The organism is Planctomicrobium mucosum (assembly GCF_051466335.1).
GTDB lineage: Bacteria > Planctomycetota > Planctomycetia > Planctomycetales > Planctomycetaceae > Planctomicrobium.
The window spans coordinates 559,177-573,514 of the sequence record NZ_CP195793.1; the positions used below are offsets into that span (position 1 = coordinate 559,177).

Genomic DNA, 14,338 nt, shown 5'->3' on the forward strand with positions numbered 1-14,338 from the left:
AACGCAGGCACAAGTTTTATGGCTGATCTCACCGCGAAACAGAAGCGTCAGGCAGATTCATTCGAGAAACTGCTCCAACACTTGGCAGTGCAACTGGACGCTCCTTTTTCAATTCGGCTTTGGGATGATCGGATCGTTCCACTCGGGTCGAATCCCGATCCTGACATGTGCATCGCGATCAGCACTCCCGGAGTCATCGCTTCACTCCTTCGCCGACCGACAGCCGACAACCTGTTGCGACATTACGCACTCGGCCATATCGATCTGCAAGGAACCGATCTTTATTCGTTCATATCGCGAATGCGGACGGATCAGTCGAGGAAAAAGATCCGTAAAGTAAAGACGTCGGTCGTCGTCAAAGCGTTACTCCCGTTTCTGTTTTCCAAAGGGGAGTCAACTTCGGTCACGCATCGATTCAGTGGCGATGAATCGGGCCGCAAGCGGAAGCAGGAAGACAATCAGGACTACATTCAATTTCACTATGACGTCAGCAACGAGTTCTATGAACTCTTTCTCGACCCGGAGATGGTCTACTCCTGTGCGTATTTCACAGATTGGAATCAATCACTGGAACAGGCGCAGGTCAACAAGCTGGACATCACCTGTCGAAAACTCCTTCTAAAGCCGGGCGAGCGATTTCTGGATATTGGGTGCGGGTGGGGAGCGTTGATTTGCCATGCAGCCCAACACTACGGAGTTGAAGCGACGGGCATCACCCTTTCGCAAACCCAGCTTGAATATGCTCAGTCGAAAATACGATCACTGGGTCTTCAGGACCGGGTCAAGGTCGAACTCTGTGATTACGCGAACCTCAAAGGTTCGTGGGATAAGATCGCGAGTATCGGAATGGTCGAGCACGTTGGGATCGACAACATGCGAAAATACATGCAGACCGTGAGTCGGCTGCTCCCGGATCGCGGGATGTTTCTTTGCCATGGAATTACAAGACGCGCCAAGAAGAGTGCGAAAAAGTTTCGCGCGATGAAGCCGGAACAACGACTCCTCGCGAAGTACATCTTTCCCGGAGGAGAGCTGGACCATATCGGACACATGCTCGAAATGATGGAGTCGAGCGGATTCGAAGTGCATGACGTTGAAGGTTGGCGAGATCATTATGCGCTCACCTGTAAACTCTGGTCACAGCGTCTGACCTTACAGAAGGAAGCTGCCATCTCGTTCATTGGCGAAGAGCGATACCGGATCTGGCTGTTCTACCTTGCTGCCGTCAGCATGGCCTTGGGTGACGGGTCAGCTTGCATTTACCAGACTGTTGCAACAAAGCACAAATCTCGTGGCCTCTCCGGAATGCCTCCGACACGCGGGCACCTCTATCAATAGATTTTTGCAGGTTGATTCGCTGCTTTTTAGCAACGACTGCGATCGAAGAAGAAATCGTCTACTGGTGTTGACTCAGTTGTAGCGTTTGCTACATTTTCTGCAGACAAAGATGTAGCGTAAGCTACAAATAAAATGCAGACCTGAGGACACATGATGAAACGCCGCGGATTTACACTCATCGAATTGTTGGTCGTGATTGCAATCATCGGCGTGCTGGTGTCCCTGCTGCTCCCAGCAGTGCAGCAGGCCCGCGAAGCCGCCCGCATGACGCAATGCCGGAACCACCTCAAACAACTCGGCCTTGCGTTCCACAACTACCATGACGCCATCGGCGTGTTTCCAGCGGCGTATCTCGCAAATACGCGGCTCTCAAGTCGCGATCCCGAAACTTACGATGCTTCAAACGGCTTCGCTTGGGGAGCGATGCTGCTTCCGTATCTCGACCAGGCTCCCTTATACAATCAGCTGCGGACCGATCTCCCTTGCTGGGACTCTGCAAATGCAACATTGGTGACGACACACCTTTCCCTGTTTCTTTGCCCATCTGCTTCAGATGTCGATGGTCCTGTCAGCGTGAAAGACCAGTCGAACGCAGAATTGGCACGTTTTGGGCGATCGACTTATGTAGCGAATGCAGGACAGAATGAGCCGTGGGGTTACACCGCGGAAGACTATACTGGAATCGCAGATGGGCCTCTTTACCGGAACTCGAAGACTCGTGCTCGAGACGTCGTGGATGGGCTTTCAAACACAGTTTTTCTGGGTGAACACGCACCGATTCTCAGTGGAAAAACCTGGGTCGGCGTTGTTCCGGGGGCAGATGTTTGCCCAACTCATCCGGACCGGTTTCCAAACTCAGTCTGCGATCGAGCAGCCACACTGGTCAATGTTCATAGCGGCCCGTCCCAAGCAGAAATAGACCCAGTCACCGGGTTTGCACCTGTGCATCCACCGAATAATCCGCTGGCCCATATCTGCCAGATGTATTCGGCCCACATCGGCGGATGCAACGTGCTCTTGGGGGATGGGAGTGTGCGATTTGTTTCACAGAACATTCACCAACCCACATGGGCGGCCCTGTCATCACGTGCCAAAGGGGAAGTTGTCGGCGAGTACTAACATGTGCCGCCCCTCATGTCCGCAACTTTACCCCGATTCTCTCAGATTAGATTTGGATGCAGCGAATGGATCTGTCAGATAGCCGACAACGATTCCTTGCAATCTTCCTCGGCATCATTGTGATCGTTGTCAGCGCGAACCAATTTTCAAAATGGTGGTTCCGGCCAACCGCCGTCGAATTCGACAACTTGAAGTACATTCAACTTCTTTCTACAGCCATTTCCTCACGTAACCCCGAAATGGTGAGCAAAGTTGAACTCGCGATCAAACAACGAGTCGAGTCCAAACAGATGTCCGAAAAAGAGTTTCAGCATTTTGAGATGCTGATCGGATTGACCCGACAGGAAAAATGGGATGAGGCAGTGAAGAAGTGCTATGAGTTTGCCGAGGCTCAGCTGAGTCGGCGTCGCTCGCAACCGAAGTCGACCGGACATGACCACGGTCACGGCGACCATCACCACTAGTCATTATTTTGAAGGCGTGTCGTAAAAAGCGATCCACGCATGGAGCGGGCAGAAAATCAGCCCCAGGACTGCTGCAAACAGAGACTTAATGAGGAGAAAGGTTTGAAGGGGAAGGTCATCCACGACCAGAACCTTCAGTACCTGTATGGCAAGCGGGGCGACAACAAACCAGCCGATGGTCCCCCACAATGCGGCTCTCAGCAATAGGCTCTGACGCAGAACAGGTGAGACCCCCGCATAAACCGGGAACGGCGCGAACGCAGCGAGTCGTCCCTTATTGATTTCCTGTCGCGTGAGGAGCGAGACAATCACACAAGAAATCAATGGGAGCATCCAACAAGTGGAAACCGTATCGCTCTCCACGCTGAGTTCCCCTGCGACGGGGACGATCTTTTCGTTTCTGAAGACTGTCCAGGCGATGGCCCAATTGATCCCGAAGTTCACGAAAATCGCGATGAGTCCTTGATCGATCAAAAGGTATCGCCAGTTTCGATGACGACTCAAGGTCCCGGATTTTCTCATTTAGGCTGCTCCGTTATTCTGGACACATCCAACTTATTTCATCGCCAAAATCGAGGTGGAACAGGTTCTCAGCCATGAATTCCAAGTCTCTTCAGCTACAGATACTGGGGGGCATTCCAACAGAACGAGCGACGCCGAATGTTCTGCAATGGCTTCATTCAAGGCATCGACAAGCGGAACAGAAACAACAGAAGTCCGAACTCCAAGTTCCAGCGTGCGACAGTCTGTTTGCACCAAACGCGAGAGTAACTTGTCTTCCAACTCTTTAATCAATTCAGGAGAGGTTTCCTCCGTATTGGCAAGAACAAACAGGCGAGAGCGGGTGAATTGTGCGAGCGAGACTGCTTTTCGAAGTGTTCCAGTTTCTTCCCCGTTCAAGTCTTCAACGGCAACGATTGTTGGCGGAAACGTTTCAAAAGTGCCAGAGCGAATTGCCAGAACTGATGATCCGGAATTCTGAATGATTCCCTGAACGAACTCGCTCAAATCCGAAGTGGCCTGATTATCTTGGCCGGCGAGTCCCAACACGATGAGATCGCATTTTTCGTCTTCGGCGACCACTTCAAGAATATCCGCTGCATCGCCGTAGGCGACGAAAGCATGGAAAGAAATCCCTGCGGTTCTCGCATCAAGCGCAATCGCCTCGTGGCACTGTTGAAGTTCCGTTGGGACTGACCGCTGTCCTTCCGGGGAATCCATCTCCAAAATTGTGATCAGGATCACTTCAGTTCGGTCGTTGCCAGCGATCCAGATGGCTTGTTCAACGGCGGCACGAGAAGCAGGTGTCAGTACGGATTCGTCGGAGTTCCATTTCGCTCCCACAAGAATGCGCTGCGCCAATGCCATAATCAGATTCCCAGTGGCTGAAGAATTTGAGAACACGCCGCTATCGCAGAGTGAAGAAAGCGGGATTCTGGCGAGTTTCAAAGAAATTCGCCACGTTTCGGATGGTTGCAGACATTCTCGAGCGATTCGGTCCGAAATTCCCCATTGAGTGTTCGTCGCAAAAACTGGATGAAACGCCAAACACCCAATCTTAGGGTTAAAAGCGGGCTGATGGCTGGGCTGTCACGTGCAACAGACGAGATCGCAACCAAGAAGAGTGTGGCGTTCCGGCGGCGATAAACACAGCATTTGGGCGAGTATTGCCAGCATTCGCCGCCACACTCCTCAAAGTTAGGGGCTAGTTCACCCAGAGTGAGATGTACCAGTTCAGTGATTTGCCGAAGAGGGGAAAGTACTCGCCGAGGAGACGCAGTGGCTCGTAGAAAGCTGCTAGAAGTGTGGGACCGCTCGCATGCCTTGCGTTGAGATACTGCCAGTACATCGGACCGATCGACAATGTGTAGATACAGAACAGAATGAACATGCGTTCAAAATACGCTTCCCACCACAACCAAACACTTTGTGGCTTCAGTTCATCACTTTTTTGCACCTGTGCGGGCGATCCGGTTGGACCTAATGGAGCGTTCATAGGACGGGTCTGATGTTTCCATTGAGTGATGTTCGCCCACAGGAAATCGCTTGGACGATCCCCAGGTCAGATGTATTCCGGAATTCTCCGCCATGCTGCGTCAATCCAGGGAGAGTTCATCCGATCCAGTCGATGGCCCACTCTACTATTCTGGCGAGTTAGGGAATCAAAATACCAGCCCACCTCTCACCAATCCCGTCGGAGACTGCTTCGAGTTGCCGATATTCGATCGATATTCGACCTCTCGACCAAAAACAAACCCCGCTTCAACCAGCCAGCGGAAATCTTTGTTTCTGATCTGTTCGAACCCTCCGATCAGACGGTAATCCCTCAACGTCATAATGTCGTTGAAGCCGCCGAATCGCTCCACAGCCCACGAGTTTCCGCCCAGTTCGCCGAGCAAATAGACCCAGTTCTCATTCTGGTCTGCGGACGCGAGTTTCCAAGCGACCTTCGGGCGGGGGAACACGAGTTCCATTTTGAAGTTCTCGTGAGGAGTGTAATAGACCCCGCCAAATGGAATGGCAGGGACGTCTTCGCGTCCAAGATAAAGAAAGCCAAAGGCGAGTTTTGTGAATTCGGAATACTGGTACATCGCGATGGCCCGACCAGTCATGCGGAACGCTTCCGATGAAAGATTGTGACCATCGGTAAACATGCTTGGACCAACCCCTGTGATCAGCGACCACTTCGGAGTGAGCGGGAGATAAAGAAACGCATCAATCCCGGTATCGTAAAGCTGCGAAGGAAGTCCGGCGGATTGCCGGTCCATGATGGAGTGGTAGCTGAAGCGGGGAGAAAATGTCAGGATCGGCAGCTTTCCGAAAAACAAAGTGCCTCGCAAATCCAGCGTGTTCATCCCGAAGTCACCACCAACAGGAAAGAGTACGGTGTCGGTGACTGCAATCTCTTTCAAAACGATGCGGCGGGGATCTCGCGGCATCGATGCATATTGCTCAGACAGAAACGGAAACGGGTTCCAGCTCGGCTCGGTGTAATGACCTTTGGGATCTTCGTCTCGACTACCGGAATCTTGAGTCGGATATTCCGCCAATTGAATTCGCTGAGGATCCTGATCGAAAGGAGTTTCGCCGAGACGCTGAACGTCGAACGGATTTCGAGACGAAAACGGATCTTCAGCGTCATCGCTGGGAACGGCACCTGGATAGTCCATTCCCCAAGTGGCTTGCTCTGGTTCCTGTTGAAAACGTCCGGGAACGGACAGACGTTGATTCTCTTGCGCTTGCAGCTGGAACGCTGTCAGGGCAATGATCGCGAGAACTGTGTAGACGAGCCAATAACGTGACATGGAAGACAAATCCAGAGTCCTTTGACATTTCGAACGAATGCCCGAATTGTCGATGAGCCCCCATCTAACGGTTTCAGAAACTCGGATCAAGATGAGTCTATAAGGGAGTCCCCATCTTCGGAGACCTCCTGCGAAAACTGCGACGTCCCGCTTTGAAGGCACAATTCCGAGCGCGAAGACATCGCTCGTGTCATCATGCCTCAGGGCCGGACGAACCGCTTCAGAAGGTCACTCCAACACGGAACATTCCGGTGGAAGTGAGACGGCCTCGCCCAATCGCCCTGAACTCCAAATGGCGATCGTAAACGTAGCCTCCTTCAACGAAGGCGGTTTTTCGGCCGTCGACAACATATTCATAGCCCAGCACGACCTTCTGGTCGCGGTAGGTGACAATGTCTTTCAGTCCATAGTCGTGCCGCATCGCCCAAGAGGCTCCTCCCATGGAATCTTGAGCGACATAGATCCAATGCTCGAGTCCCTCATTTTGGTGAACGCGCACTGCCAATCGTGAACGAGGGAAGAGAAGCTCTCCTCTCCAGCTTGAACTGGGAGTGCCGATGATGATCCCGACGAAACCGACAGCGTCGATGTCTTCGCGGTCTAAATACGAGATTCCCGCAGCGATCGAAACTCGTTCCGACCACTCGTAGAAGCCGATCACCTGGGCGGGGAGTCGAAAGGCGCCACTTCCAGTATTTTCGAAATCCGTGTAAATGCCCGGAGCGATTGACCCCAGAACGGAAAATCCCTTGCCGAGTTCAACGAATGCGGTTGCCTCGACGCCGAGTTCGTACAACTCCGACGGGACGTCAATCAGATTGAATCCCTGAACTGGAATGAAGGGTCCGTTTCTCAGTCGATCCAGTTCGAATTTTGGCGTGAGTCGGAAGTTCGGCAACCAATCAGAGACCAACTCATGCTCCAACTGGAAGGTGTTGAACGTTAACTCGCGGTCTGGTGCAGGAATCAGCGTGTAGCTGGCACGAGTCTCGCCTGAGGCAAAGAGCATCGTCGGATTGAGGGGAATAGGCTCTGAAGGCCAGCAATCTTCATCCGTAGTTGGAGGAGTTCCCACGGGAGAGAGGATTGGAGGATCGACAACTTCCGAAGCGCCGACTTCTGATTCGGAGAAGACCTGTTCAGGGGAGGGGGGGACTGCTGTAAGACCAGATTGAGAACCGGAGGTGAACAGCGGCAGATCCGGATCGTCAATTCCTGAAATGGGGCGAGTGTTTTCCGGAAGTTGAGCAATTGCGGGGAGATCCGCTGAGATTGCGAACCCCGAACTCATCAAAACGAAGAGTAACCCGATGGTCGCAGTTCGTTTGAATTGAGGTCGAAAAATCATAATTCGCGGCATCGAAGGGAGAAATGATCCTGCTTTCATATTTACGGATGAATCGTAGAGTCAATGTCGTTGGTGCGACTGCAGAATTCTTGAGATCAATACAAAGGACTTCCGCAAAACGACCGGCGGAAAGTGCTGATTCTTACCTGGATTGATCATTCCTGTCCGCCTGTGCATCATTGTGGTGTCAGACGTGAAGAATGAGACCATCGTGAACGAACTCCCCGGACAGAATGAAACTTACTCCCGCATGGGTTTGCCGCTACGAATTGCGGTAATCGGCGGAGGGATTACTGGGTTGTCCGCTGCTCATCGGCTCATCGAGCAGGCAGCAGCCCATTCCCGTAAGCTTGAGCTTACCGTCTTCGAAAAGAGCCATCGTGTTGGTGGCCTGTTTGGGTCCGAGCAAATCGGTGACTATCTCATCGAGCGCGGGGCAGATTCTTTCATCACGAACAAGCCAGCAGGTGTTCAACTTTGCAGACGGCTGGGATTGGAGGATCAGTTCATCACGACGAATGAACAGTACCGGAAATCATTGATTCTTCATCGTGGACGCCCTGTGCAGACGCCGGATGGATTCAATCTGATTGCGCCAGCGAAACTGTGGCCGATGCTGAAATCCCCATTGTTGAGCTGGGGAGGGAAATGGCGCGTGCTTCAGGAACAGTTCATCGCCAGAAAGCGTCAGGATGATGATGAGTCTCTCGCTTCATTTGTGCGAAGAAGATTTGGCAATGAGATGCTCACCAATGTTGTCCAGCCCATGGTGGGGGGGATCTACACTTCAGACCCGGAACATCTCAGCCTGAAGGCTACGCTTCCAAGATTTCTGGAGATGGAACGGAGACACGGCAGCCTGATTCGAGCAATGAAAAAGCAGGCTCGCACCAAGAAAGAAACAGAGGAGGCGAGCGGAGCCCGTTATGGCTTGTTCGTATCATTGAAAAACGGAATGCAACAACTGATCGACACGCTGGAACAACGGGTCTTGGAACACACCCAATGTCATTCCAGCCCTGAAGTGACGTCGATCGAGTTTGCTGAGCAGGTATGGAAGGTCACGACTTCCCAAGGACGGTCAAAGCAATTCGACGGGGTAGTGATTGCACTCCCTGCTCAGGTGGCTGCCAACTTGGTGTCGAGTGTCGACGCAGAGACATCACATCGGTTGAATCAGATTCATTCAGCCTCAAGTGCAATCGTCGTGACGGCACACGATCTGAAGAACATTCGTCATCCTCTTGATGCGTTTGGGATGGTGATTCCCCACGTTGAGAATCGCGATATTCTCGCGACGTCGTTTTTGAGCCGCAAATTCGATGGGAGAGCCCCTCATGGGAAGGTGATCATTCGAACGTTTGTCGGAGGGGCAATGCAGCCTGAGAAGCTCGACTGTCCTGACGACTCGCTGGTAAACACGGTAACTCGGGAGCTTCGGGAAATATTTGGCGTCAAAAAAGAGCCTAAAATTGCAGTCGTGACACGTTATCCGGGGGGAATGCCGCAGTTTACGGTAGGCCACCTCGACCGAGTCGATGCAATTCACCAGAATGCTGCCCGAATACCTAGATTGAAGTTGGCTGGGAATTACTTTTCCGGAGTCGGTGTGCCAGACTGTATTCAAAGTGGTGAACGGGCAGCGGAAGAGCTGTTCGAAATATTGTCTCAACACTAAGCATCGGGAAGGTTTGTTCTGAGAATTTAGGTCACCCGGGCGAACTCCAGACATGATTGATCGCTCCTTTTGTTACCATCGCTTGAATCCCGATGAGAATTTGTCATAACGGGGTTTACTTTACGCGGCTTCGTCTTGCGTGGTCCGGGTTTACGCTGATTTGACATAGTTGCTATTCAGCTGGGCGACACTTGGGGTCTCTCGACGCGAACCCGATTTTGAACGAAAAAGAATAAGCAGGCATCGCTGCAAAATGGCGCCAGTTTTGGCCAACACCCTGAATCATGGGCTGATCGATCTCTCTAGCTGGTTGCGAGAAAGCATCTGGACTGGGTGGCTGTTGGCGTCTCTACCTCAACTTTGCCCTACCGGAGCGACAATTCTCGCAGCAGTGATCCATACAACACTGGTGGCAGTGTTCTTTGGCTTGCCTGCGTTCGTGTTCATCTGGGCGGAACGAAAAATTGCCGGCCGCATTCAAGACCGACTCGGTCCAACTCGGACCGGAGGACGTTTTGGATGGCTGCAATCACTCGCGGACGGCGTCAAGCTGATTCAAAAGGAAGATCTCGTTCCCCAAGATGCAGATGGAATGCTCTATCGGTTGGCCCCGTATCTGGCAGTCATTGCAGCGTTCGCAGCGTTCATGTTTCTCCCTTTCAGTGAAAACTGGGTGGCAGTCACGATGGACTGCGGCCTGTTTCTCGCGCTCGCTGTCATTTCCCTGGAGGTACTTGGAATCGTTCTGGCGGGATATGCCAGCGCTTCGAAGTGGTCTCTTTTCGGCGGAATGCGACAAGCAGCCCAGATGGTAAGCTATGAGATTCCGCTCGGACTGACGGTCGTCGTCCCTGTCGTCATTGCCGGAACGATGAACCTGAACGACATCGTGGCCATGCAATCCGGAGGCTTCTGGAACTGGTTTGTTCTTCACGATCCATTCGCATTTTTGGCGTTCTTCGTATTTTTCACAGTGACGTTGGCCAGCAATAAGCGTGCTCCGTTTGACCTGGCTGAAGCAGAGAGCGAATTAGTCGGCGGCTTCCATACCGAATACTCAGGAATGCGCTGGTCCTTCTTCTTCCTCGCGGAATACGCAGCGATGTTCTTCGCTGGCATGCTCGCTGTCATCCTGTTTTTAGGAGGATGGTGGACAGGCCTTCCATTCATCGACAATTACTTCGTGGCAGTGGGAGACGGAACGACCGTTTACGGGTATCTGACACGGGTTCTTGGCCTCGTCGTGATGATGGTCAAGTCGAGCCTGCTTGTTTGCATACAGATTTGGGTTCGCTGGACGCTGCCGCGTTTGCGTATCGATCAGGTGATGACAACCTGTTTGAAGTATCTGTTGCCTATCAGCTGCTTTCTATTTCTGGGAGCAGTAATTTGGCCGCTGACCATGGCGTTAGTCTTTGGTCGCACAGCACTCTTCACTCCAATTGGTGAGCGTGTTCCGGTGTCGACACGAGTTCGCTATCACGAGGTCGAGGCATCGATGATGCCTGCGGAGAAAGACTTGGTTGGAACACTCGACGAAGCATCCAAAGACGAGGGGAACCGATAATGGAACAGGTTCTCTTCGGAATCTTTGCAGCGGGTGCCTGCGGTGGCGCATTAGGGGTCGTTCTGAGTCAGAACATCGTCCGTATGGCCTTTTACCTCGTCATCTCGCTCTGCTCGGCAGCCGGCCTGTATTTCAACTTGGGCGCTGATTTTGTGGGAGCAACCCAACTCCTCATCTATGTCGGCGGAATTGTCGTTCTGCTGATCTTCGGTGTGATGCTGACGACAAGCTCTCCACACAATTCCATGAAGAACACTCCGCTGGAAATCCTTCAGGGGGGCGTGATCGGTCTGGCACTGCTGATGGTGATTATCTCGACGGCACTTTCCGTTGACTGGTCGAAGGATCAGCAGATTCTCGCTCAGACCCTTGAAACACAAGCCGTCTCTTCCGGCGAAGGATTCAACCGGGCACAGGAAGGAAACACCTCTCGTTCCATCGGGACTGCGTTGCTCGGAATGCGATTTGATAAGGACCTGGACCTAAACGCTTCCTCGGAAAAGCCGGTCGCTGAGAAGGCTTCTGACGCCCAACCGAAGACATTGAGTTCTGGGTATTTGCTTCCGTTTGAAATCATCTCAATGCACCTATTAGTTGTTCTAATTGGGGCGAGTTACCTTGCGCGAACCAAACGGGTCAATCGGGAATCGAGACAAACCGACCCGCAAACGGCCGCTTCGACCGAACCCCGACGTTGAGAAGGTGAAGGAGTCATTGTGCAAGAACATGTTGGACTCAATGCATACCTGGCAGTGGCAGCTGTGCTGTTTCTATGCGGTGTTGTCTGCATGGCAACGAAGCGGAACGCGATTGGCGTCCTCATGGGAGTTGAGTTGGTGCTAAACGGTGCGAGCATCAATTTGGTAGCGTTTTCGAAGTTCGGGCTCTTGGGGATCGACGGACAGATCATGGCACTCTTTGTCATCGTTCTCGCTGCGTCCGAAGCAGCAGTCGCACTCGCCATTGCCCTGAACTTCTACAACAACCATCTCACGATTGATGTGAATCAAGCGAACGATCTGAAGAACTAAGCAACTGCAGCAAATCAAACCACGAAGCTCAGAAAAGAACGTACCAGAGAACAATGTCTCCCGAAGCCTACCAGATTGGGATTACGCTCAAGTGGCTGTTGACAGCCGCCTGGTTGCTGCCGCTTATTGGTTTCGTCGTTGGAATTTTCAGTGGCTATTGGTGCAAAAGAACAAGCAAACTTCCCGCGTATGTTGCCGTTGGATGCATCGCAACAAGCTGCGTGCTGAGTGTCGTCGCCCTGGGGATTTGGAGCGGTGCAACGAGAGAAGTCACCGTTGCAGATCACGCAAATGAGCTTCACGCAATTCCGGCATCAGGCGACCAGGAGACTTCAGACCACCCGGATGAAATTGCTCCCAACAATCCACTCAAAGCTGCATTCACCGGCACGTTCTATCGAATCGCTCGTTTTGGAAGCAGCGAGGTGTCACTCGACTACTACATCGACGGTCTGACGATCGTCATGTTCGTCATGATCACCTTGATCGCAGGGTGCATCCATGTCTACTCTCTCGCGTACATGAATGACGAACTGACGGACCGATACGAAGATCACGAGGTTCATCTCGATGATCATCGTCATCTGGTTCGACAGGGGAGATTTGCCCGCTTCTTCGCGTTTCTGTCGCTGTTTTCGTTCTCCATGCTGGGACTCATCCTCGCGGGGAATATCTTTCAGGTGTTCATTTTCTGGGAACTGGTCGGGATCTGCAGCTACTTCCTGATCGGGTTTTATGTCGAACGAAAATCGGCCAGTACAGCAGCCAACAAAGCATTCATCATGAACCGTATCGGGGACTTTGGGTTCCTGATTGGACTGATGATTCTTTGGACGTCGTTTGGTGTCTTTCATTTCGCAGAGACCAATCCAGAATCGACTCGTCCCCCTGGACTGTTTCAAAAGGTTCGCAGCGAGACTGGCGAATTGACCACCATCGGTGAGTCACATGAGAAAGTGATCCAGATTCAATCGCACGGCGGCGCTCCGGTATCGACGCTCCCTTACTGGCTGCTCACCGCGGCGGGCTTGGGGATCTTCGCTGGCTGCGTGGGGAAGAGTGCTCAGTTTCCATTGCAAACATGGCTGCCTGATGCGATGGAAGGACCAACTCCGGTTTCTGCACTCGTCCATTCAGCGACAATGGTGGCAGCGGGAGTTTATCTGGTCGGTCGTTTCTATCCGCTGTTCACCCCGGAAGCACTCCTCGTGATTGCTTACGTCGGCTGCGTCACGCTATTCATCGGGGCAACGATCGCTGTTGTCGCCACCGACATTAAGAGGGTGCTCGCATATTCCACAATGAGCCAACTCGGCTACATGATGCTCGCTCTGGGAATTGGCGGATGGATGGCGGGCTTATTCCACCTCGTCACCCACGCGTTCTTCAAGTCACTGCTGTTCCTCTGCTCGGGAAGTGTGATCCGAGCCTGCCATCACGAGCAGGACATGACCCGTATGGGGGGGCTGGCAAGAAAGATGCCCATTACCTGTTGGACGATGTTTATCGGAGTGGTCGCCATCTGTGGACTTGCTGTTCCACTGCTGCCGGAACTTCCGTTGATTGGGAAGCTCGCGTTCTCTGGCTATCACTCAAAAGATTCGATACTCGCCTCGTCACTGGCGTTCACTTCAATCAATCCCCGGCATTCGCTGCTGTTCCTGGTCCCATTGGCAACAGCAGGAATTACCGCGTTTTACATGTTCCGCATGTGGTTCATGACGTTCTTCGGAACACCCAAAGTCGCAACGATTGCGGAGCACGCATCCGAATCTCCCCGACTCATGACCGTTCCATTGATTGTGCTCGCATTTTTCGCGGTAACGATCGGGTTTCGAGGAGAAAATGGACCACTCGTTCAGCTATTGAACACTTCGGAGCCCGCACATGTCGCTCCAGGATTCACTGCGGAACTGGGGCTGGTTCAGTTCCCTGACCATGCACAAATCCATGAACATCACCTTCAAGCGGGAGCATCCGCTTTAAGTGCTGCCTTCGGGGGAACGATCCTCGCTTACCTGTTCTACTGCGTTGGGTGGATTGATCCGCAACTCATTCGACGTCAGTTCGCCACAGCGCATCGTTTTCTGGTCAACGCATGGAACTTCGATGAACTTTACGCGGTTGTCTTTGTGAAGCCGGTGGAAGTGATCTCGAATTGGTGTGCCACGTTCGATCGCGTTGTAATTGACTCAATCGGGGGAATACTCACGACAGTCGTCCTGTTCGCCTCCCGCTGGGACCGCGTGTTTGATGAGGTTGTTGTCGACCGGTTCGTCAACTGGATCGGAAGTACAACGGTTCAGATTGGGAGCTCATTCCGCATGCTTCAGACAGGCAACATACGACAATATTTGATGTTCATCGCAGTGAGTGTGGTTTCGCTGTTCATTCTTCTTTTCATCTTTATTCCTGGCCGTTGATGGCGGGGACCCCAAACTCATTTTGCGTTCTGAACCTGGAATTTCACTTTTTCAACAGTTACGTC

At 52.4% G+C, this 14,338-nt stretch carries 13 protein-coding genes; 8 read left to right on the forward strand and 5 right to left on the reverse strand.

From position 1 onward, the window contains the following. Positions 1–18: 18 nt before the first annotated feature. The 3 genes from SH668x_RS02375 (at position 19) to SH668x_RS02385 (ending at position 2,921) form a co-directional block, all read left to right on the forward strand. Entirely contained in the window at positions 19–1,338 is a 1,320-nt protein-coding gene (locus SH668x_RS02375; protein WP_437187094.1) for a class I SAM-dependent methyltransferase, read from the forward strand. A gap of 150 nt (positions 1,339–1,488) precedes the next feature. Next, positions 1,489–2,457 (forward strand): DUF1559 family PulG-like putative transporter, encoded by a 969-nt coding sequence (locus SH668x_RS02380; protein WP_437187095.1) that lies wholly within the window; start codon positions 1,489–1,491, stop codon positions 2,455–2,457. Positions 2,458–2,522: 65 nt separating this feature from the next. Next, positions 2,523–2,921: a hypothetical protein gene (locus SH668x_RS02385; protein WP_437187096.1), complete on the forward strand. Its 399-nt coding sequence runs from the start codon at positions 2,523–2,525 to the stop codon at positions 2,919–2,921. A gap of 3 nt (positions 2,922–2,924) precedes the next feature. Here the strand turns inward: SH668x_RS02385 and SH668x_RS02390 are convergent, their stop codons facing one another. The 5 genes from SH668x_RS02390 to SH668x_RS02410 form a co-directional block, all read right to left on the reverse strand. After that, complete coding sequence (locus SH668x_RS02390) at positions 2,925–3,443, reverse strand: hypothetical protein (protein WP_437187097.1); 519 nt, start codon at positions 3,441–3,443, stop codon at positions 2,925–2,927. Between the two features lie 33 nt (positions 3,444–3,476). Then, positions 3,477–4,289: a universal stress protein gene (locus SH668x_RS02395; protein WP_437187098.1), complete on the reverse strand. Its 813-nt coding sequence runs from the start codon at positions 4,287–4,289 to the stop codon at positions 3,477–3,479. A 337-nt stretch (positions 4,290–4,626) separates the two neighbouring features. Then, on the reverse strand, positions 4,627–4,917 hold the full coding sequence (locus tag SH668x_RS02400) for a hypothetical protein (RefSeq protein ID WP_437187099.1): 291 nt from the start codon (positions 4,915–4,917) through the stop codon (positions 4,627–4,629). Positions 4,918–5,083: 166 nt separating this feature from the next. Further along, positions 5,084–6,226 carry a DUF6268 family outer membrane beta-barrel protein gene (locus tag SH668x_RS02405; RefSeq protein WP_437187100.1) on the reverse strand — a complete coding sequence of 381 codons (1,143 nt, stop codon included), beginning with the start codon at positions 6,224–6,226 and terminating at the stop codon, positions 5,084–5,086. Positions 6,227–6,446: 220 nt separating this feature from the next. Then, positions 6,447–7,586: a hypothetical protein gene (locus tag SH668x_RS02410; RefSeq protein ID WP_437187101.1), complete on the reverse strand. Its 1,140-nt coding sequence runs from the start codon at positions 7,584–7,586 to the stop codon at positions 6,447–6,449. A 181-nt stretch (positions 7,587–7,767) separates the two neighbouring features. Here SH668x_RS02410 and hemG point away from each other — a divergent pair, with 181 nt between their 5' ends. The 5 genes from hemG to nuoL all read left to right on the forward strand — a co-directional run bounded on the left by hemG (position 7,768) and on the right by nuoL (position 14,273). Next, positions 7,768–9,252 (forward strand): protoporphyrinogen oxidase, encoded by a 1,485-nt coding sequence (gene hemG, locus SH668x_RS02415; RefSeq protein ID WP_437187102.1) that lies wholly within the window; start codon positions 7,768–7,770, stop codon positions 9,250–9,252. A gap of 253 nt (positions 9,253–9,505) precedes the next feature. Beyond that, on the forward strand, positions 9,506–10,819 hold the full coding sequence (nuoH, locus tag SH668x_RS02420; protein ID WP_437187103.1) for an NADH-quinone oxidoreductase subunit NuoH: 1,314 nt from the start codon (positions 9,506–9,508) through the stop codon (positions 10,817–10,819). After that, positions 10,819–11,517, forward strand: a complete 699-nt coding sequence (locus SH668x_RS02425) for an NADH-quinone oxidoreductase subunit J family protein (protein ID WP_437187104.1) — start codon at positions 10,819–10,821, stop codon at positions 11,515–11,517. The genes nuoH and SH668x_RS02425 overlap by 1 nt, the downstream gene beginning before the upstream one ends. Before the next feature lie 18 nt (positions 11,518–11,535). After that, on the forward strand, positions 11,536–11,850 hold the full coding sequence (gene nuoK, locus SH668x_RS02430) for an NADH-quinone oxidoreductase subunit NuoK (RefSeq protein WP_437187105.1): 315 nt from the start codon (positions 11,536–11,538) through the stop codon (positions 11,848–11,850). A 53-nt stretch (positions 11,851–11,903) separates the two neighbouring features. Next, entirely contained in the window at positions 11,904–14,273 is a 2,370-nt protein-coding gene (gene nuoL, locus SH668x_RS02435; RefSeq protein ID WP_437187106.1) for an NADH-quinone oxidoreductase subunit L, read from the forward strand. The last annotated feature ends 65 nt before the right edge of the window (positions 14,274–14,338 follow it).

Bases quoted from the DNA above. Each gene is read 5' to 3' on its own strand.
- SH668x_RS02410 (WP_437187101.1), bottom strand. From the start codon at position 7,586: ATGCCGCGAATTATGATTTTTCGACCTCAATTCAAACGAACTGCGACC.
- SH668x_RS02425 (WP_437187104.1), top strand. From the start codon at position 10,819: ATGGAACAGGTTCTCTTCGGAATCTTTGCAGCGGGTGCCTGCGGTGGC.
- SH668x_RS02390 (WP_437187097.1), bottom strand. From the start codon at position 3,443: ATGAGAAAATCCGGGACCTTGAGTCGTCATCGAAACTGGCGATACCTT.
- SH668x_RS02400 (WP_437187099.1), bottom strand. From the start codon at position 4,917: ATGAACGCTCCATTAGGTCCAACCGGATCGCCCGCACAGGTGCAAAAA.
- SH668x_RS02375 (WP_437187094.1), top strand. From the start codon at position 19: ATGGCTGATCTCACCGCGAAACAGAAGCGTCAGGCAGATTCATTCGAG.
- nuoL (WP_437187106.1), top strand. From the start codon at position 11,904: ATGTCTCCCGAAGCCTACCAGATTGGGATTACGCTCAAGTGGCTGTTG.
- SH668x_RS02395 (WP_437187098.1), bottom strand. From the start codon at position 4,289: ATGGCATTGGCGCAGCGCATTCTTGTGGGAGCGAAATGGAACTCCGAC.
- SH668x_RS02385 (WP_437187096.1), top strand. From the start codon at position 2,523: ATGGATCTGTCAGATAGCCGACAACGATTCCTTGCAATCTTCCTCGGC.
- SH668x_RS02380 (WP_437187095.1), top strand. From the start codon at position 1,489: ATGATGAAACGCCGCGGATTTACACTCATCGAATTGTTGGTCGTGATT.
- SH668x_RS02405 (WP_437187100.1), bottom strand. From the start codon at position 6,226: ATGTCACGTTATTGGCTCGTCTACACAGTTCTCGCGATCATTGCCCTG.
- nuoH (WP_437187103.1), top strand. From the start codon at position 9,506: ATGGCGCCAGTTTTGGCCAACACCCTGAATCATGGGCTGATCGATCTC.